General features: G+C 54.9%; 19 protein-coding genes. 18 read left to right on the top strand and 1 reads right to left on the bottom strand.

Going from position 1 to position 19731, the window contains the following annotated elements; all coding sequences use genetic code 11:
* Nucleotides 1–9 precede the first annotated feature (9 nt).
* From LG52_RS17055 to LG52_RS17035, 4 genes are all read left to right on the top strand, one after another.
* A complete protein-coding gene (locus LG52_RS17055) occupies nucleotides 10–642 on the top strand; it encodes a TetR/AcrR family transcriptional regulator (protein ID WP_044732852.1) in 633 nt (210 codons plus the stop codon).
* 16 nt (nucleotides 643–658) lie between these two features.
* Nucleotides 659–3919, top strand: a complete 3261-nt coding sequence (gene icmF / locus LG52_RS17050; RefSeq protein WP_044732851.1) for a fused isobutyryl-CoA mutase/GTPase IcmF — start codon at nucleotides 659–661, stop codon at nucleotides 3917–3919.
* Between the two features lie 389 nt (nucleotides 3920–4308).
* Entirely contained in the window at nucleotides 4309–4857 is a 549-nt protein-coding gene (gene rpoE, locus LG52_RS17040) for a DNA-directed RNA polymerase subunit delta (protein ID WP_044732849.1), read from the top strand.
* A 160-nt stretch (nucleotides 4858–5017) separates the two neighbouring features.
* Nucleotides 5018–6613: a CTP synthase gene (locus LG52_RS17035; RefSeq protein WP_044732848.1), complete on the top strand. Its 1596-nt coding sequence runs from the start codon at nucleotides 5018–5020 to the stop codon at nucleotides 6611–6613.
* 166 nt (nucleotides 6614–6779) lie between these two features.
* On the opposite strand, the gene LG52_RS17030 is transcribed toward LG52_RS17035, so the two are convergent.
* On the bottom strand, nucleotides 6780–7301 hold the full coding sequence (locus LG52_RS17030) for a DUF2529 domain-containing protein (RefSeq protein WP_044732847.1): 522 nt from the start codon (nucleotides 7299–7301) through the stop codon (nucleotides 6780–6782).
* 123 nt (nucleotides 7302–7424) lie between these two features.
* Between LG52_RS17030 and LG52_RS17025 the strand changes: the two genes are divergently transcribed.
* The 14 genes from LG52_RS17025 (at nucleotide 7425) to LG52_RS16965 (ending at nucleotide 19695) form a co-directional block, all read left to right on the top strand.
* A complete protein-coding gene (locus LG52_RS17025) occupies nucleotides 7425–7787 on the top strand; it encodes a response regulator (protein WP_044732846.1) in 363 nt (120 codons plus the stop codon).
* A gap of 208 nt (nucleotides 7788–7995) precedes the next feature.
* Complete coding sequence (locus tag LG52_RS17020) at nucleotides 7996–8859, top strand: class II fructose-bisphosphate aldolase (RefSeq protein ID WP_011232853.1); 864 nt, start codon at nucleotides 7996–7998, stop codon at nucleotides 8857–8859.
* A 75-nt stretch (nucleotides 8860–8934) separates the two neighbouring features.
* Nucleotides 8935–9576 (top strand): fructose-6-phosphate aldolase, encoded by a 642-nt coding sequence (gene fsa / locus LG52_RS17015; RefSeq protein WP_011232852.1) that lies wholly within the window; start codon nucleotides 8935–8937, stop codon nucleotides 9574–9576.
* Between the two features lie 132 nt (nucleotides 9577–9708).
* Nucleotides 9709–10995, top strand: a complete 1287-nt coding sequence (locus tag LG52_RS17010; protein WP_044732845.1) for a UDP-N-acetylglucosamine 1-carboxyvinyltransferase — start codon at nucleotides 9709–9711, stop codon at nucleotides 10993–10995.
* Nucleotides 10996–11029: 34 nt separating this feature from the next.
* Entirely contained in the window at nucleotides 11030–11992 is a 963-nt protein-coding gene (gene glpX, locus LG52_RS17005; protein ID WP_011232850.1) for a class II fructose-bisphosphatase, read from the top strand.
* Between the two features lie 250 nt (nucleotides 11993–12242).
* A complete protein-coding gene (gene rho / locus LG52_RS17000; RefSeq protein WP_044732844.1) occupies nucleotides 12243–13517 on the top strand; it encodes a transcription termination factor Rho in 1275 nt (424 codons plus the stop codon).
* 257 nt (nucleotides 13518–13774) lie between these two features.
* Nucleotides 13775–13975: a 50S ribosomal protein L31 gene (gene rpmE / locus LG52_RS16995; RefSeq protein ID WP_031406629.1), complete on the top strand. Its 201-nt coding sequence runs from the start codon at nucleotides 13775–13777 to the stop codon at nucleotides 13973–13975.
* 164 nt (nucleotides 13976–14139) lie between these two features.
* Nucleotides 14140–14763, top strand: a complete 624-nt coding sequence (locus LG52_RS16990) for a thymidine kinase (protein WP_044732843.1) — start codon at nucleotides 14140–14142, stop codon at nucleotides 14761–14763.
* On the top strand, nucleotides 14756–15019 hold the full coding sequence (locus tag LG52_RS19380) for a hypothetical protein (protein WP_197072003.1): 264 nt from the start codon (nucleotides 14756–14758) through the stop codon (nucleotides 15017–15019). The genes LG52_RS16990 and LG52_RS19380 overlap by 8 nt, the downstream gene beginning before the upstream one ends.
* A gap of 79 nt (nucleotides 15020–15098) precedes the next feature.
* Nucleotides 15099–15539 carry a hypothetical protein gene (locus tag LG52_RS16985; RefSeq protein WP_044732842.1) on the top strand — a complete coding sequence of 147 codons (441 nt, stop codon included), beginning with the start codon at nucleotides 15099–15101 and terminating at the stop codon, nucleotides 15537–15539.
* 94 nt (nucleotides 15540–15633) lie between these two features.
* Nucleotides 15634–16710 (top strand): peptide chain release factor 1, encoded by a 1077-nt coding sequence (gene prfA, locus LG52_RS16980; RefSeq protein WP_044732841.1) that lies wholly within the window; start codon nucleotides 15634–15636, stop codon nucleotides 16708–16710.
* Nucleotides 16700–17581 (top strand): peptide chain release factor N(5)-glutamine methyltransferase, encoded by an 882-nt coding sequence (gene prmC, locus LG52_RS16975; RefSeq protein ID WP_044732840.1) that lies wholly within the window; start codon nucleotides 16700–16702, stop codon nucleotides 17579–17581. The genes prfA and prmC overlap by 11 nt, the downstream gene beginning before the upstream one ends.
* Before the next feature lie 59 nt (nucleotides 17582–17640).
* Nucleotides 17641–18498 (top strand): stage II sporulation protein R, encoded by an 858-nt coding sequence (spoIIR, locus tag LG52_RS16970; RefSeq protein WP_044733334.1) that lies wholly within the window; start codon nucleotides 17641–17643, stop codon nucleotides 18496–18498.
* 129 nt (nucleotides 18499–18627) lie between these two features.
* The gene (locus tag LG52_RS16965) at nucleotides 18628–19695 is read left to right on the top strand and encodes an L-threonylcarbamoyladenylate synthase (protein ID WP_044732839.1); all 1068 of its coding nucleotides are present in this window, start codon (nucleotides 18628–18630) and stop codon (nucleotides 19693–19695) included.
* Nucleotides 19696–19731 lie beyond the last annotated feature (36 nt).

The raw sequence follows: 19731 nt of genomic DNA, 5'->3' as shown, positions 1-19731 counted from the left end.
ACAACGAACATGAAAAAACGGGAAGTGATTGCATCGGTTAAAGACGAAAAGCTCGTGAAAAAACGGCGCAATGAGATGATCAAAGGCGCGATTTCCTTGTTTAAACAAAAAGGTTTCCACCAAACGACGACAAGAGAGATCGCCAAAGCGTCTGGCTTCAGCATCGGCACGTTGTACGAGTACATCCGCAAGAAAGAAGACGTCCTCTATCTCGTGTGCGACCGCATTTACGACGAAGTGCGGGAGCGGACGGAACAAGACATCGGCGCCCACCACGGCACGATCGAAGGGCTGAGGCGCGCCATTGCCCACTATTTCCGCGTTGTTGATGAACTCGATGATGAAGTGCTCGTCATGTACCAAGAAGTGAAAGCGCTAAGCAAAGAATCGCTGCCGTATGTGTTGAATAAAGAACTCGATATGGCGGCCATTTTCGAACATATTTTGCGCGCATGCGTTGAAAACGGGGCGCTGCAGCTTTCTGAAAGCGAAATCCGCCTGTTTGCCCACAACATCGTCGTTCTTGGACAAATGTGGGCGTTCCGCCGTTGGGTGCTTCGAAAAATGTATACACTCGATGAATATATCGAACTGCAAACTGAGTTTTTATTAAAGGGGATTATGGAGAAACAGCGAGTCTAAAAGGGGGAGAGACACAATGGCGCACATTTACCGCCCGAAGCATCACGTCCGCTTTGTGACTGCATCGAGCTTGTTTGACGGCCATGACGCCTCAATCAACATTATGCGCCGCATTTTGCAGGCGAGCGGCGCCGAGGTCATCCATTTGGGCCATAACCGCTCTGTGGAAGAGATTGTAAATGCCGCCATTCAGGAAGATGTGCAAGGGATTGCCGTTTCCTCGTATCAAGGCGGGCATATGGAATTTTTTAAATATATGTACGATCTTCTCCAAGAGCGGGGAGCATCCCACATCCGCATTTACGGCGGCGGGGGCGGCGTCATCATCCCGCGCGAGATCAAAGAGCTGCACGAATACGGCATCGCCCGCATTTTCTCGCCGGAAGACGGACGGCGCCTCGGTTTGCAAGGGATGATCAACGTCATGCTTGAGGAGTGCGATTTTCCGACCGTGACGGCGGTGACCGATGAAGTCGAACGGCTCGCGTCGGGTGATGTGCAGGCGATCGCCCGTCTCATTACGCTGTGCGAATATCGCGCCGAGGGGGAAAACAAAGAGGCGGCCGCGGCGGCGGAAGCGGCCATCGAACAAGTGAAGGCGCTCGAGAAGCGCGTCCCGGTGCTTGGCATCACCGGCACAGGCGGGGCAGGGAAAAGCTCGCTCACCGATGAGCTCGTCCGCCGCTTTTTAAACGAAATTCCGGATATCAAAATCGCGATCTTGTCCGTCGACCCGACGAAGCAAAAAACGGGCGGGGCGCTGTTGGGCGACCGCATCCGGATGAACTCGATCAACTCGCCGCGCGTTTACATGAGAAGCTTGGCGACGCGCCATTCCCGCACGGAACTGTCGCCGGCGATTCGCGACGCCATTTCGGTTGTCAAAGCGGCCGGATTTGATCTTGTCATCATTGAAACGAGCGGGATCGGCCAAGGCGACGCCGCCATTACCGAAGTGTGCGACGTGTCGATGTACGTCATGACAAGCGAGTTCGGCGCGCCGACGCAGCTTGAGAAAATCGACATGATCGATTATGCCGATTTGATTGTCATTAATAAATTCGAGCGCAAAGGGTCAGAAGACGCAAAACGGCAAGTGCAAAAACAATATCAGCGCAGCCATCAGCTGTTTGACCGCGATGTTTCGGAAATGCCGGTGTACGGCACAATCGCCAGCCAGTTTAACGACCCAGGCACGAATACGCTCTTTGTCGCGCTTGTGGAGACGATCAATCAAAAATCAGGAACGAATTGGAGAACAAGCTTGAAAACGGTCGCCAATGTCGAAAAGCATAATGTTATCATTCCGAACGAGCGCCGCTACTATTTGCGCGAAATCGCGGAAACGGTCCGTTCGTACCACCGCCGCGCCGAGCAGCAAGTCGAGGCGGCCCGACGCCTCTTCCAAATCGAAGGGGCCATCGAAGCGGCGAAGGAACGGGGCGAAGCGGAAGACGTCATCCGCGCGCTCGAGACGCTCAAAGCGGATTATGAGGCGAAATTGACGCCGGAATCGAAGCGCATTTTGGCGACATGGGAAGAAACGAAAGCGAAATATGCGGCAAAACAATTTGTCACGAAAGTGCGCGATAAAGAAATCGTGACTGAACTGACGACGAAAACGTTGTCCGGTTTGGACATTCCGAAAGTCGTTTTGCCGAAATTCAAAGACTACGGAGAGATTTTGCGTTGGGTGTATAAAGAAAACGTCCCTGGCTCGTTCCCGTATACGGCCGGCGTCTTCCCGTTCAAGCGCCAAGGGGAGGATCCGAAACGGCAGTTTGCCGGCGAAGGGACGCCGGAGCGCACGAACCGCCGCTTCCATTATTTGTGCAAAGAAGACAAGGCGAAGCGGCTCAGCACGGCGTTTGACTCCGTGACGCTCTATGGCGAAGACCCGGACTACCGGCCGGATATTTTCGGCAAAATCGGGGAAAGCGGCGTCAGCGTCTGCACGTTGGATGACATGAAAAAGCTGTACAAAGGGTTTGATTTGTGCGACCCGCTCACATCCGTGTCGATGACGATCAACGGCCCGGCTCCGATTTTGCTCGCGATGTTTATGAATACGGCGATCGACCAGCAAGTCGAGAAAAAGGAAGCCGAGCTTGGCCGCCCGCTCACGCCGGAAGAATATGAACAAGTGAAAGAATGGACGCTGCAAACGGTGCGCGGCACGGTGCAAGCCGACATTTTAAAAGAAGATCAAGGGCAAAATACGTGCATTTTCTCGACCGACTTCGCCTTAAAAATGATGGGCGACATTCAAGAGTATTTCATCAAGCACCGCGTTCGCAATTACTACTCGGTGTCGATTTCCGGCTACCATATCGCCGAGGCGGGGGCGAACCCGATCACGCAGCTGGCGTTTACGCTTGCGAACGGCTTTACGTATGTCGAGTATTACTTGAGCCGCGGCATGCACATTGACGATTTTGCGCCGAACTTGTCGTTTTTCTTCAGCAACGGCCTCGATCCGGAATATTCGGTCATCGGCCGCGTCGCCCGCCGCATTTGGGCGATTGTCATGCGCGAAAAATACGGCGCCAACGAACGGAGCCAAAAACTGAAATACCATATTCAAACGTCCGGCCGTTCGTTGCACGCCCAAGAAATCGATTTTAACGATATTCGCACGACACTGCAGGCGTTGTTGGCGATTTATGACAACTGCAACTCGCTGCATACGAACGCCTATGATGAAGCGATCACGACACCGACCGAAGAGTCGGTCCGTCGGGCGATGGCGATCCAGCTCATTATTACAAAAGAGTTTGGCTTGACCAAAAACGAAAACCCACTCCAAGGATCGTTCATCATTGAAGAGCTGACCGACTTGGTTGAAGAAGCGGTGCTGCAAGAGTTTGAGCGGTTAAATGACCGCGGCGGCGTGCTCGGTGCAATGGAAATGCAATACCAGCGCGGCAAAATTCAAGATGAATCGCTTTACTACGAAACGAAGAAACATAGCGGCGAACTGCCGATCATCGGCGTCAACACGTTCTTAAACCCGAATCCGCCGTCAGAGGAGGAACTGAACAACATCCAGCTCGCCCGGGCGACGTATGAAGAAAAAGAAACGCAAATCCGCAACTTGCGCGAATTCCAAGAGCGGAACAAAGACAAAGCCGGCCCGGCGCTTGAGCGGTTGAAGCAAGTGGCGACCAGCGGCGGCAACATTTTCGAAGAATTGATGGAAACGGTTAAAACGGCCAGCCTCGGGCAAATCACCCGCGCCTTGTACGAAGTCGGCGGACAATACCGGCGCAATATGTAATTCAAGGGCGTTCCGTTGTTCGCAGCTTTCGATGGACGGCCTCGATCACAATGGATAACGGTCCGTTGAACTTTAGCAGATTGGTAGAATGAGGGGCAGCGACTGTTGGCGTACTGGCCCGCCGGAGGCGAAACGAGAACGGAATGCGGATTGAGCCAAAAGATGAAGACGAATGGGCTTCGTAAGGAAAAGTGGAGCGGTGTGAACAAAGGTGATTGTGACAACGGATATGTCGGAATCGGGAGGAGGGCTGCCCTCGCCGCAGGGTTGCCCTCCTTTGCTTTTTTCGGCAAATGGGTAGCATAAACCCCGACAATTTGTTTATAATGAATGGTATGTATTCCACTTGCATTCATTTGTTTCATTAATATAGAAGGGGAGTGCTGAACTTGAGCCTGCAGCAGCAATACTCGCCGGAGGAATTGCAGGAGATGTCGTTCGTCGAGCTGGCGAACCTCATTTTGCTTGACAAGCGGGAGGCGCTGCCGTTTGATCAACTCGTTCGTGAAGCAGCAGCGCTGGCCGGCATATCGGAAGAAGAGGTGGAGGCGCGGCTGGCCCAATATTACACCGATTTAAACATCGACGGCCGGTTTATTTGCGTTGGGGAAAACGTCTGGGGATTGCGCGCGTGGTATCCGTTTGACCAGACAGAAGACGAAACGGTGACGATCGTCAAGCCGAAGAAGAAGAAAAAAGCGCTTGACGATGAATACGATGAGTTGCTTGAAGATGAAGATCTCGATTACGACGATTTGGATGAATATGATGAGGAAGAGCTCGAGTTGGATGAAGACGAGCTCTTGGAGGATGAAGAATTTGATCTGGACGAAGATGTCGCGTTTGACGATGACATTCTCGGCGATGAAGAGTTTGAGCTGGACGATGCGCCGCTTGATGAAGAGCTTGATCTCGAAGAGCCGGAGGAAGACGAATAACCGCTTGACTTTGCTAGGAGAACCCGGTACAATGTGTGTTGGGCTCTTGAAAACGAACAAATTGATCGCTCCCTTACGTACGGTAAGCGGAGCGTTTTTTATTTGCGCCTTTCGCAAACACTGAAACTGTTACCGCAATTTCGGCAAGGGGGAAGACAAAATGACGAAATACATTTTTGTGACGGGCGGCGTTGTTTCCTCGCTCGGGAAAGGGATTACGGCGGCTTCGCTTGGACGTTTGTTGAAAAACCGCGGGTTGAACGTGACAATCCAAAAGTTTGACCCGTACATTAACGTCGATCCAGGGACGATGAGCCCGTATCAGCACGGCGAGGTGTTCGTCACGGACGACGGTGCAGAGACGGATTTGGATTTAGGGCATTATGAACGGTTCATCGATATTAATTTAAACAAATACAGCAACGTGACGACAGGAAAAATTTATTCCGCCGTCATCCGCAAAGAGCGCCGCGGCGATTACCTAGGCGGCACGGTGCAAGTCATTCCGCACATTACCAACGAAATTAAAGAGCGCGTCTTCCGGGCCGGAAGAGAGACGAACGCCGATGTCGTCATTACGGAGATCGGCGGCACGGTCGGCGATATTGAATCGCTTCCGTTTTTAGAAGCGATCCGCCAAATCAAAAGCGATGTTGGACGCGAAAACGTCATGTACATCCACTGCACGCTCGTGCCGTACATCAAAGCGGCTGGGGAAATGAAAACGAAGCCGACGCAGCACAGCGTGAAAGAATTGCGCAGCCTCGGCATTCAGCCGAACGTGATCGTCGTGCGCACGGAAATGCCGATGCCGCAGGAAATGAAAGAGAAAATCGCCCTCTTTTGCGACATCGATCCGAAAGCGGTCATCGAGGCGCGCGATGCCGACACGCTGTATGCGGTTCCGCTTATGCTTCAAGAACAAAAACTGGACCAAATCGTGTGCGAACATTTGCGCCTCAACTGCGGCGAAGCGGATATGGCCGAATGGAAGGCGCTTGTGGAGAAAGTGCGCAACTTATCGAAAACGACGAAAATCGCTTTGGTCGGCAAATACGTCGAGCTTCCGGACGCGTATATTTCTGTTGTTGAGGCGCTCCGTCATGCGGGGTATGCGTTTGACACCGACATTGATATTCAGTGGATCAATGCTGAGCATGTGACGCGTGACAATGTAGCCGACCTGTTGAAAGAGGCGGACGGCATTTTAGTTCCAGGCGGGTTCGGCGACCGGGGGGTCGAAGGGAAGATTGAGGCGATCCGCTACGCCCGCGAGCAGCGCGTGCCGTTTTTGGGCATTTGCTTAGGAATGCAGCTCGCCTCGATTGAATTTGCTCGCCATGTTGTCGGGTTGTCCGGCGCCCATTCGTCCGAGTTTGACCCGAACACGCCGCATCCGATCATCGACTTGCTTCCGGAGCAGAAGGATGTCGAAGATTTAGGCGGCACGCTCCGCCTCGGCTTGTATCCGTGCAAGCTGCAGGAAGGGACGCTTGCCTACGCCGCCTACGGCGATGAAGTCATTTACGAGCGCCATCGCCATCGGTACGAATTCAACAACCAATACCGGCCGATCATGGAAGAGCACGGCTTCGTCTTTTCCGGCACGAGCCCGGACGGACGGTTGGTTGAAGTGATCGAACTCAAGGATCATCCGTGGTTCGTCGCCGCGCAATTCCATCCGGAATTCACCTCGCGCCCGACGCGGCCGCAGCCGCTGTTCCGCGAGTTTGTCAGAGCGTCGCTGAAAGAGTGACGAAAAAGGGGCTGTCCCAAAAAAGCCGTAGAACGGCCTTTTGGGTTCAGCCCCCTTTCTTTTTTGGATATTTTTCATCTTCTCAAGCACGATGCCCATTGATCAGGCGCCGTTTTTTGGGCGGTTTCTATACCTCTTTGCCTTTGGCCGGTCGTAATGGCGGCTGTTATTCATATTCCGCCAAAATTTCATCGAGCAAAACGCGCAGTCCGTAGTAGATGAATGAAGCGGTGATGATCGTCGGCATGCCGATGCGGCGGCCGTCTTCAGTCGGCACGAGCGGGCGGGAAAGTTTGCTGTCGATAAAGACGGTGGCCATATCGGCCAGCCCGGGTTCATCCTTGACGAGCGCCGCGACGGCCACTGCATCGACGCCGTGCGCCTGCAGCCGTTCGACGAGGCGAATGGCCTCAGAATCGGCGGAAAAGCGGGCAAATAGAAGCGCTCGGTCCGTTTCCTGCCAGTCATCGGTTGCTGTCGGCTCAAGCCGTTTTGCTTTCGGCAGCGGATCGGGGCCAAGAAGCGCGGCGGTGACGACCGCATCGAGTTCACCAATGCCATACAGCCAAATGCGCCCATCACCGATGGCGGCCTGAGCGAGCAGGCGCGCCCCGTCTTCAAGCGCCCATTCTTCGTCAGCGGCGATTTTTTGCAACAATCCGATCGTTTGCGTCGTTAAAATTTTCACGGTTCGGCCTCCCTTCGCCGCTATTATACAAAATCGGCAAACAACAAGAAAAGCAAGCAGGAAATGGGTTTGCCAAATGCGAAACATTAATAGAGAGAAAACAGGGAATAGAGGTGCATAACGGTGGGGAACAAAATTTTAATTGTCGATGACCAATACGGCATCCGCATTTTGCTCAACGAAGTGTTTCAGCGAGAGGGATATGTAACGTATCAGGCCGCCAACGGCATGCAGGCGCTCGAAATCGCCCGCAAACATCACCCGGATCTTGTGCTTCTTGATATGAAAATTCCTGGCATGGACGGCATTGAAATTTTAAAACGGTTGAAAGAGATTGATCGGGATGTTAAGGTGATCATCATGACCGCCTACGGGGAGCTCGATATGATTCAAGAAACGAAAGAGCTCGGGGCGCTGATGCATTTTGCCAAGCCGTTTGATATTGACGATTTGCGCGCTGCCGTCAAAAAACACATGACCGCCTAGACAGCGCCATCGACGAGCGGCTTTCCTTTGGCAAAGAAAGCGCATCGATGGAGATGGATGACGCTGTCGTCTTTAGGAGAATAAAGGGTGGAAATGTTGCCGTTTTGCCGGCAAGTTGGTATGCTTATAACGTAGATGGATTTTGCGCCTGTGGACCCAGTCACCGCCAGGGCGACAAAGACGACGATCAGCTAAGGAGGATGTAACCATGCCGTTAGTATCGATGAAAGAGATGCTCAACGAGGCGTTGCGCGGCAAATACGCGGTCGGTCAATTTAACATTAACAACTTGGAATGGACACAAGCCATTTTAGCGGCGGCCGAAGAGGAAAAATCGCCGGTCATTCTCGGCGTCTCCGAAGGGGCGGCCCGCTATATGAGCGGATTCAAAACGGTCGTCAATATGGTCAAAGGGTTAATGGAAGACATGAACATCACCGTTCCGGTCGCCATCCATCTCGACCATGGATCGAGCTTTGAAAAATGCAAAGCGGCGATTGACGCCGGGTTCACCTCGGTTATGATTGACGCCTCCCACCATCCATTTGAAGAAAACGTCCGCATCACCTCGCAAGTCGTTGAATATGCTCATGCGCGCGGCGTTTCGGTCGAAGCGGAACTCGGCATCGTCGGCGGGCAGGAAGACGACGTCGTCGGAGAAGGGATCATTTACGCCGACCCGAAAGAGTGCGAAGAGCTTGTCAAACGGACAGGCGTCGACTGTCTCGCTCCGGCGCTCGGCTCTGTACACGGCCCGTACAAAGGAGAGCCGAAGCTTGGATTTGCCGAAATGGAGCAAATCCGCGATTTAACCGGCGTTCCGCTTGTGCTCCACGGCGGCACCGGCATTCCGACCGAACAAATTCAACGCGCGATCTCCCTTGGCACATCGAAAATCAACGTCAATACCGAAAACCAAATGGCGTTTACCAAAGTCGTCCGCGAACTGCTCGCGAAAGACCCGAACGTCTATGATCCGCGCAAAATCATCGGCCCGGGCCGCGATGCCATCAAAGCGACGGTCATCGGCAAAATGCGCGAGTTCGGCTCGTCCGGAAAAGCAGCGCGATGAATCGGCTTCGCGGGCGGCGTTTGGCCGCCGCGCGGCTGCCTTTGCGTGTGCAACGAATAACAAGGAGGGTCCAGCATGAAATTTTTTATCGACACCGCCAACTTGGAAGAAATCAAACACGCCCATGAACTCGGCATTTTGGCCGGCGTCACGACCAACCCGAGCCTCGTGGCGAAAGAAAACGTATCGTTCCATGATCGGCTGCGCGAAATTACATCGATCGTTTCTGGTTCGGTCAGTGCTGAAGTCATTTCGACCGATGCCGCTGGCATGATCGCGGAAGGCGAAGAGCTGGCGAAAATCGCCCCGAACATTACGATCAAAGTGCCGATGACGCCGGAAGGCTTAAAAGCAGTCAAGGCGTTCAGCGAAAAAGGGATTCAAACGAACGTGACGCTTGTGTTCACCGCCAACCAGGCGCTCTTGGCCGCACGCGCCGGCGCGACGTACGTCTCTCCGTTCCTCGGCCGCCTCGATGACATCGGCCATAACGGTTTAGAGCTCATTTCCACCATCGCTGAGATTTTCAACATTCATGGCATTGAAACGGAAATCATCGCCGCTTCGATCCGCCATCCGCACCATGTGACGGAAGCGGCGTTGCGCGGGGCGCATATTGCCACGGTTCCGTACAAAGTGCTTATGCAATTGTTCAACCATCCGCTGACCGATCAAGGAATTGAGAAGTTTCTCGCCGACTGGAATCGGCAAAAATGAAAGTAAGCCGTTTGCCTCTTGGGTGAAGCGGGCTCGCTCTGCCGCGTTCAGGCCGGAAGTGATGAGCCCGCCCAGCTTTGCTTTTTCGTCCCAATGGTGAAGCCAACTTCCGAGCAAAGAAGGGAGACGACGATGGATAAAATGAAAATTATCGGCGGAGATCGGCTGCGGGGAACGATCAAAGTGAGCGGTGCGAAAAACAGCGCGGTCGCTTTGATTCCTGCAGCGATTTTGGCCGATTCGCCGGTGACGATCGAGGGCTTGCCGGACATTTCCGACGTGCATATTTTAGGAAGCTTGATCGAAGAAATCGGCGGCTCGTTTTCGTTTGACGGCAAGGAGGCGGTCATCGATCCAACGAATATGGTGTCCATGCCGCTTCCGAATGGGAAGGTGAAAAAGCTGCGCGCCTCCTACTATTTGATGGGGGCGATGCTTGGCCGCTTCAAAAAAGCGGTTGTCGGCTTGCCGGGCGGATGTCATCTCGGTCCGCGCCCGATTGACCAGCATATCAAAGGGTTTGAGGCGCTGGGCGCCACCGTAACGAACGAGCAGGGCGCCATTTATTTGCGCGCCGAGGAGCTGCGCGGAGCCCGCATTTTTTTGGACGTCGTCAGCGTCGGCGCGACGATCAACATCATGCTGGCCGCGGTGCGCGCCAAAGGGCGGACGATTATCGAAAATGCGGCGAAAGAGCCGGAAATCATCGATGTAGCGACATTGCTTTCGAATATGGGCGCGAAAATCAAAGGAGCCGGCACCGATGTGATCCGCATTGACGGCGTCGAAAAATTATCGGGCTGCCGCCATGCCATCATCCCGGATCGGATTGAAGCCGGGACGTACATGATTGCCGCCGCGGCCACCAATGGCGAAGTCATCGTCGACAACGTCATCCCGCAGCACGTCGAATCGCTGACGGCGAAACTGCGTGAGATGGGGGTTCGAGTGGAGACGGGGGAAGATCAAATTCTCGTCTGCGGCACCGATGTTTTGAAAGCGGTTGACGTCAAGACGCTCGTCTATCCCGGCTTCCCAACTGATCTGCAGCAGCCGTTTACCGCGCTGCTGACAAAAGCCAACGGCACAAGCGTCGTCACCGACACGATTTACAGCGCCCGCTTCAAGCATGTCGATGAATTGCGGCGCATGAACGCCAATGTAAAAGTCGAAGGCCGCTCAGCCATCGTCACCGGCCCCGTCAAACTGCAAGGGGCGAAAGTGAAGGCAAGCGATTTGCGCGCCGGGGCGGCGCTTGTCATTGCCGGGCTGATGGCCGAAGGAGTGACGGAGATCACCGGCGTCGAGCATATCGACCGCGGCTACAGCAACCTCGTCGAAAAACTGTGTGACATCGGCGCCACCATTTGGCGCGAAAAAATGACCGATGAAGAAATCGAGCAAGTGAAAAACGCGTAACGTCCAGTCGACAAAGGGGAAGGGGAGAACGACGATGGAACGAAGCTTATCGATGGAACTCGTGCGCGTCACCGAAGCAGCGGCGCTTGCCGCCGCCCGCTGGATGGGGCGCGGGAAAAAGAATGAGGCTGATGACGCCGCGACGTCGGCGATGCGTGACGTGTTTGACACCGTGCCGATGAAAGGCACCGTCGTCATCGGCGAAGGGGAAATGGACGAAGCGCCGATGCTGTATATCGGGGAAAAGCTCGGCAACGGCTATGGCCCGCGCGTCGATGTCGCTGTCGACCCGCTTGAAGGGACGAACATCGTCGCTTCCGGGGGATGGAACGCCTTGGCTGTCGTCGCTGTCGCTGACCACGGCCATCTGCTTCATGCGCCGGACATGTACATGGAGAAAATCGCCGTCGGGCCGGAAGCGGTCGGGATGATTGACATTGAGGCGCCGATCATCGACAATTTAAAGGCGGTGGCAAAGGCGAAAAACAAAGATATTGAAGACGTTGTCGCGGTTGTCCTCAACCGTCCGCGCCATGAGCGTCTCATCCACGAGCTGCGCGAAGCCGGCGCCCGCATTAAGCTTATCAATGACGGCGATGTCGCCGCCGCCATTAACACGGCGTTCGACCATACCGGCGTCGACATTTTGTTTGGCTCGGGCGGCGCGCCGGAAGGAGTACTGGCGGCGGTCGCTTTGAAATGCCTTGGCGGCGAACTGCAAGGGAAGCTGCTGCCACAAAACGACGATGAAGTCGAGAGGTGCAAACAAATGGGCATTGACGTCAACAAAGTGCTCCGCATGGATGATTTGGTGAAAGGAGACGACGCGATTTTTGCCGCCACCGGCGTCACCGACGGCGAGCTGCTGCGCGGCGTGCGGCTGAAAGGAGCGTACGGCCTCACCCACTCCGTCGTCATGCGCGCCAAGTCCGGCACGGTCCGCTTCATCGAAGGGCGGCACAGTTTGAAGAAAAAACCGAACTTAGTCATCAAATGATATCCTGCCATCCGGCCGGGCGCCAAAGCGGCGCCCGGCGCGGAAAACAAAAAAAGATTGATTAAAAAGAGGGAAAAAGGGTAAAATAGTCGTGTTACTTTATGCAAAAATAAGCTCTGCCATTCTACTTCTTTCATTTATCAGCCTTCATCATCTTCGGAATGAATCCCTTCGCCTGTCGAATTGATGACCAATACGTCCGAATACGAACGATGGGAGAATAGGAAAATTTGTAAAGCGTGGTGTCAAGATGGAATTAACGTTAGCAGCATTAGAAAACATGAAATTGAAGGAGCTGTATGAGCTCGCCAGACAATACAAAATTTCATACTACAGCAAGTTGACGAAAAAGGAGCTTATTTTTGCGATTTTGAAAGCGCGTGCCGAACAAGACGGCCTCTTTTTCATGGAAGGCATCCTCGAAATCATTCCGTCGGAAGGATTCGGCTTTTTGCGCCCGATCAACTACTCCCCGAGCTCGGAAGACATTTATATTTCCGCTTCCCAAATCCGCCGTTTTGATTTGCGCAACGGGGATAAAGTATCCGGCAAAGTGCGGCCGCCGAAAGAAAATGAACGCTACTTCGGCTTGCTTCATGTCGAAGCGGTCAACGGTGAAGACCCGGAAGTCGCCAAGGAGCGCGTTCACTTTCCAGCGTTGACGCCGCTTTACCCGAATCGGCAAATGAAGCTGGAGACAACGCCGGACAAGCTGTCGACCCGCATCATCGACTTGATCGCTCCCGTCGGCTTTGGCCAGCGCGGTTTGATCGTCGCGCCGCCGAAAGCTGGCAAGACGATGCTGCTGAAAGAAATCGCCAACAGCATCACCACGAACCACCCGGATGTCGAGCTGATCGTTTTGCTCATTGACGAACGGCCGGAAGAAGTGACCGACATCGAGCGGTCGGTGCAAGGCGACGTCGTCAGCTCGACGTTTGATGAGGTGCCGGAAAACCATATTAAAGTGGCCGAGCTTGTCTTAGAACGGGCGATGCGATTAGTCGAGCATAAGCGCGATGTCGTCATTTTAATGGACAGCATCACCCGCCTCGCCCGGGCGTACAACTTAGTCATTCCGCCGAGCGGGCGCACGCTCTCCGGCGGGATCGACCCGGCGGCGTTCCACCGTCCGAAGCGGTTTTTCGGCGCGGCGCGCAACATCGAAGAAGGCGGCAGCTTGACGATTTTGGCGACCGCCCTCATTGACACTGGATCGCGCATGGATGACGTCATTTACGAGGAATTTAAAGGCACCGGCAATATGGAGCTCCATCTTGACCGCTCGCTCGCCGAGCGCCGCATTTTTCCGGCGATCGACATTCGCCGTTCAGGAACGCGCAAAGAGGAGCTGCTCATCCCGAAAGAACATTTGGAAAAGCTGTGGGCGATCCGCAAAACGATGGCCGATTCCCCCGACTTTATCGAGCGGTTTTTGAACAAATTGCGTCGGACGCAGTCAAACGAAGAGTTTTTCGCCTTGCTCGATCAGGAGTGGAAACAGGGCGGCCCGCTCCGTCTGTAGGCAGTTGGCGGAATTTGCCGCGAATCGCCCGTTGCAAACTGACAGAAAAGCTGTTATAATCTTGACATGTGTGTTTTGGCTAGCGCCTTTTGGTTTGTGCGATCCGTGATTTGCACCGGCCGGGTTCGCTTTACCGGAGCCTCGGCCGTTCCATGCGCTGCGCCTTGCCAAACGGGCGGGCGCGCATAAGCATGAAGCGTTCCATGCTACGAATCACTCTGTTTCGATAAGATACAGGGCGGAAGGAGATGAAAACGATGAAACAAGGCATCCATCCAGAGTACAAAAAAGTCATCGTCCGCTGCGCATGCGGCAACGAATTCGAAAGCGGTTCGGTCAAAGACGAACTGCGCGTGGAGATTTGCTCGGAATGCCATCCGTTCTTCACGGGCAAACAAAAATTTGTTACGGCAGCGGGCCGCGTGGATAAATTCAATAAAAAATACGGCCTTCAGTAACAAGAACGTGACGAAAGCAGGCAAGCGAAACTTGCCTGCTTTTTCGTGAGAGCAGATGGAAGGCCGGTGGCTTATAAGGCTGATCCCGCTGATCGTCGCGATGGCAGACGGCAAGGAGCGGCCGATGGTTTGAGGACAGTGCTATGTGAAAGGAGAGGGCCACGATGTACGTGATGACGCAGTCCGGCTGGCTTGAGGTCATTTGTGGATGTATGTTTTCCGGCAAATCAGAAGAATTGATTCGCCGCGTCCGCCGCGCTCAGTTTGCCAAGCAGGAAGTGAAAGTGTTCAAACCGACGATTGACAATCGTTATAGCGAAGATGCAGTTGTGTCGCACAACGGCAATTCGGTGATCGCCATTCCGGTCGCGACGCCGGCGGAAATGTTCCGCTACATTTCCGCCGCCACCGACGTCGTCGCTATCGATGAAGTACAGTTTTTTTCCGACGACATCATCGATGTGGTGCAAACGCTCGCTGATTGCGGCTGCCGCGTCATCGCCGCGGGGCTCGACCAAGATTTTCGCGGCGAACCGTTTGGCCCCGTGCCGGCGCTGATGGCGATCGCTGAGTCGGTGACAAAGCTGCAGGCGGTTTGCACGGTATGCGGTTCCCCGGCCAGCCGGACGCAGCGGCTCATTAACGGTGCGCCCGCCTCTTATGACGATCCGGTGATTCTCGTCGGCGCCAGTGAAACGTATGAGCCGCGTTGCCGCCATCACCATGAGGTGCTCGGCAAACCGAAAAAGCGATACAACCGCCCGCTTGCTGGACATACGGGTGAGTGATGGTGAGGCGGTCACTGATGTTGTTTGGCCGCTTTCATCGGCCAAGTGGCGAAGCGCCGCCATCGTTGATAGAAACGGCGCATATTCGTATATTTCGCCGACCGAGAAGGGCGGAAGCGGCGCCATCATCCTCGCCCGTCTCGTGCGTCCATTCGCTATGGGAGGAAAAAGCGTTTGGCATGCGGCTCGTTCATCGTTGGTCGTTCGCTCAACTAGGCTGCCCCTTTTGTTCGTTCGCCGCAAAATAGACGAATGATGGCAGAAAGATTTATGGCTTGCCGTGTATCATTGACGGGCGATCATGGACATCCTAACAGCTAAGGAGGCGAAAAAGGATGAGACGCATCTGGCTGTTAGGAATGATCTTCCTGCTTTCGGCCTGTTCGTTGAATCCGGATCATCCGTCCTACCGCCAGCAAAGCGAGGACAAAAACGGCGCGCGGCTGATGACGGACGGGCGGCCGAAGATCGACGCTGACAGAGACTTGTATAACAACTTCGACGATCCGGAAAACGTGCGGCAAAACCCGAATTTTATCAGCTTGACCGAAGGAAGCGAAAACCAGCGCGCCGATACGCGCAAGGCAGCGCAAATCATTGAGCGGTACACCGATTACCACGCCGACTCCATCTGGTTTCATGGCGGCAATATGTATGTGACCGTTGATGCACCGGAAGAGCTGTCTGACGAGGAGCGGCAGCGCGAGGCGCAACGCATCGACAAGCTGCTGACAAAAGCGATCCCGACATACGAAATCATCGTGCGCGTCAACTGAGAGACCCCGCTTGCCAAAAGCGGGGGTTTTTGTTTGGCTTCCTTTCATGCTATAATCTAAAATTAGACTGTGTGGGAAAACAGAGGTGAATGATGTGTTTGATCGGTTGGAAGCTGTGGAGCAACGGTATGAAAAGCTCAATGAACTGTTGATGGACCCCGACGTCATCAATGATCCGAAAAAGCTGCGCGATTATTCGAAAGAGCAGGCGGATTTGGAAGAAACGGTGCAAACGTACCGCGAATACAAATCGGTTCGCGGGCAGCTGGCCGAAGCGAAAGCGATGCTCGAAGAAAAGCTGGAGCCGGAGCTGCGCGAGATGGTGAAAGAAGAGATTGATGAGCTCGAAGAACGGGAAGAGGCGCTCGTTGAAAAGCTGAAAGTGTTGCTTTTGCCGAAAGATCCGAACGATGAGAAAAACGTCATTATGGAAATCCGCGCGGCCGCCGGCGGTGAAGAGGCGGCGCTGTTTGCCGGCGACTTGTACCGGATGTATACGCGCTATGCGGAATCGCAAGGGTGGAAGACGGAAGTGATCGAAGCGAGCCCAACTGGCCTCGGTGGCTATAAAGAAATCATTTTTATCATCAATGGCAAAGGGGCGTATTCAAAGCTGAAGTTTGAAAACGGCGCGCACCGCGTCCAGCGCGTCCCGGAAACGGAGTCAGGCGGGCGCATCCATACGTCGACGGCGACAGTCGCCTGCCTGCCGGAGATGGAAGAAATCGAAGTCGAAATCAATGAAAAAGACATTCGCGTCGACACGTTCGCCTCAAGCGGACCGGGCGGGCAAAGCGTCAACACGACGATGTCGGCCGTGCGCCTCACCCATATTCCGACCGGCATTGTCGTTACATGTCAAGACGAAAAATCGCAAATCAAAAACAAAGAAAAAGCGATGAAAGTATTGCGCGCCCGCATTTACGACAAATACCAGCAAGAAGCGCGCGCTGAATACGACCAAACGCGCAAGCAAGCTGTCGGCACCGGCGATCGTTCTGAACGCATTCGCACGTACAACTTCCCGCAAAACCGCGTCACTGACCACCGCATCGGGCTTACGATCCAAAAGCTTGATCAAGTGCTCGATGGGCATTTGGATGAAATCATCGAGGCGCTCATTTTGGACGACCAAGCGAAAAAATTGGAGCAAGCGAACGATGCGTCGTAACGTACATGAAGTCCTCGCCTGGGCTTCTTCTTTTTTGCGCGCCCATGGAAAAGAGGAGCGGACGGCGGAGTGGCTATTGTGCCACCATTTGGGCACCGATCGGGCCGGACTGTTCGCCCGCTGGCGCGAGCCGGTCGACGAAGCGGTATATGAACGGTTTGCAGCCGCCGTGCGCCGCCATGCGGTGGACCATGTGCCGATTCAATATTTGATCGGCTATGAATCGTTTTACGGCCGGCCGTTTCTCGTCAACCGCCATGTGCTCATCCCGCGCCCGGAAACGGAAGAACTAGTGCTTGGCGTTCTAAAGCGGGTGTCGCGCCTATTTGCTGGTCGGAAGCGGATCGATGTGGTTGACGTCGGCACCGGCAGCGGGGCGATCGCCGTGACATTGGCGCTGGAGAACAAAGCGTTGTCGGTGACCGCAACCGATATTTCGGACGAAGCGCTCGCGGTCGCCCGTGAAAACGCCCGGCGGCTCGGGGCGAACGTTTCGTTTTTGTGCGGCGATTTGCTGCAGCCGATCATTGCCATGGAGCGGACGGTCGATGTCGTCGTTTCCAATCCGCCGTACATTCCAGAGACGGACGCCGCTATGCTTTCCCCGGTTGTCAAACACTATGAGCCGCACACGGCGCTCTTTGGCGGCCGCGACGGGCTCGATTTTTACCGCCGCTTTGCCCGCGAGCTGCCGCTTGTGCTCGGCGCGCCGGCGCTTGCTGCTTTTGAAGTCGGCGCCGGGCAAGGGCAAGCAGTGGCGGCGCTCTTGGCCGCAGCGTTTCCAGAAGCCAAAGTGGAAGTCGATTTTGACCTCAACGGCAAAGACCGGATGGTGTACATGACGCGGCCGAAAAACGGGAAAAAGTGTTAGATTGATAGGTTTAAAAATGAGCGGCGCCGTCCACAATGAAAGGTGAAAGGACGGTGCCGATGATGGTGATCAAAGGAAATGCCATTGCCATATGTTTATATATCATTCTATTAACGACAGGCGTACTCGTCGAGCTGTACGGCCACAAGACGGACGCCGGGGCGAACGCGGCGGTCGCCATCCCCGATGAGGCAATCCGCCTGCGCATTTTAGCCAACAGCGACGCTGATGAAGACCAGCAATTGAAGCGGAAGGTGCGCGACGCGGTCAATGCGCAAATCAACGGCTGGGTGGCCGAACTCACTTCGTTTGAGGAAGCGAAGCGCGTCATTCGCTCTCACCTGCCGGACATCGAGCAGACGGTCGCCCGCGTGTTGCGCGATGAACAAAGCGATCAAACGTACAAAGTGGAGTTTGGCCCGGTTCATTTTCCGACGAAAGTGTACGGCAACTACGTGTATCCAGCTGGCGTCTATAATGCCGTGCTGATCACGCTCGGAGAAGGAAAAGGAGCAAATTGGTGGTGCGTTTTGTTCCCACCACTTTGTTTTCTTGACTTTTCCAACAGCGATGCCGTAATGATGGCGGCGAACCGAACGACTGCCGAAACGAATGAACCGGTGTCGGCTGGGAGCGCCTGGTCGATGGAAGCCGGGTCGAAGCAAAACGGCGATCCGGCCGAAGCGGAAGACAAGGCAGAGCTGAACGACGAGCGGGCCGCCGAACCGAATGAACCGAAAGAGGCGAAGGACGCAACAGTGGAAAACGAAGATCACACCGCTTCTTCTGCCGATCATGGGCAGAGCGAAGGGAAAGCTGATGATCGCGAGTCGTCTTTCGTCGTCAAGGCCGAGCCGGAACAGCCGGTGGAAGTAAAATTTTTCTTCAAAGAGTGGCTCAGCCACCTCATTCCATAAGCATCTATCCACAAATTTATCCACAAAAATAACAAGTTTATTCACAGTTTGTGTATAACTGTGGAAAGGCGCCGGGCGTCGATCTGACGCTTGTAAAAAAAGCCGCCATTTTCAAGGCGAATCACGGCGATGGAGAAGGTGAAACGATTGAAAACGCGTGTTTGGGTTGTGGATAATGTTGTTGATAAACAGCAAGTTTATCCACAGATACGAGAAGCGGTTGAATGGCTGCGGGCCGGGGAAGTCATCGCATTCCCGACGGAAACAGTGTACGGGTTGGGGGCCGATGCGGCCAATACAGCCGCGGTGGAAAAAATTTTCGCCGCCAAAGGGCGGCCGAGCGACAATCCGCTCATCGTTCATGTCGCCAGCATGGCCCAAGCGGAGGCGGTAGCCGCCTCGATCCCGCCGGTGGCGAAAACGTTGATGGAACGATTTTGGCCAGGGCCGCTCACGTTAGTATTGCCAAAACGGGTCGGAGTGGTGTCTGAACGGGTGACGGCCGGGCTGCCGACGGTGGCGGTGCGCATGCCGGATCACCCGCTTGCGCTGGCGTTGATCGAGGCGAGCGGATTGGCGTTGGCCGCCCCGAGCGCGAATCGGTCAGGAAGGCCGAGTCCGACGACGGCGGCGCACGTGCTTGCCGATTTAGATGGGCGGATCGCCGGGGTGATCGACGGCGGACCGACCGGCGTGGGCGTTGAATCGACGGTGCTCGATTGCAGTGGGGACGTGCCGACGATTTTGCGCCCGGGAGGGGTGACGAAAGAGGCGCTCATGGAAGCGATCGGCCGCGTTGAAGAGGCCGCTGTTGTGGACGACGAGGCGGCGCCGAAAGCGCCGGGGATGAAATATACGCATTATGCGCCGAAAGCGCCGCTTTGGATCGTCGCCGGCTCGCCGGCGCTTTTGCAGCGGCTTGTCGATGAAAGCCGGGCGGAAGGGAAAACGGTCGGCGTGTTGACGACCGAGGAAAACCGGGATCAGTATGCGGCCGATGTCGTGCTGCCGTGCGGAACGCGCCAGGCGCTTGAGACGGTCGCGAGCCGGCTGTACGACACGCTGCGCCGGTTTGATGAAACGAACGTCGATCTTATTTACAGCGAGGCGTTTCCGGAAGAAGGAATCGGCGCAGCGATCATGAACCGGCTCCGCAAAGCAGCCGGCGGACGCGCCATCAGCGAACAGCGGAAATGAAGGGATAGCCGTTTGTTATAGGCGCTGTTGTTTCCA

Origin of the sequence: Geobacillus kaustophilus, assembly GCF_000948285.1 — a bacterium.
Classification (GTDB): domain Bacteria; phylum Bacillota; class Bacilli; order Bacillales; family Anoxybacillaceae; genus Geobacillus; species Geobacillus thermoleovorans_A.
The sequence above is the reverse complement of the archived record's forward strand: the minus strand, read 5'-3'. Positions and strand labels throughout refer to the sequence as shown.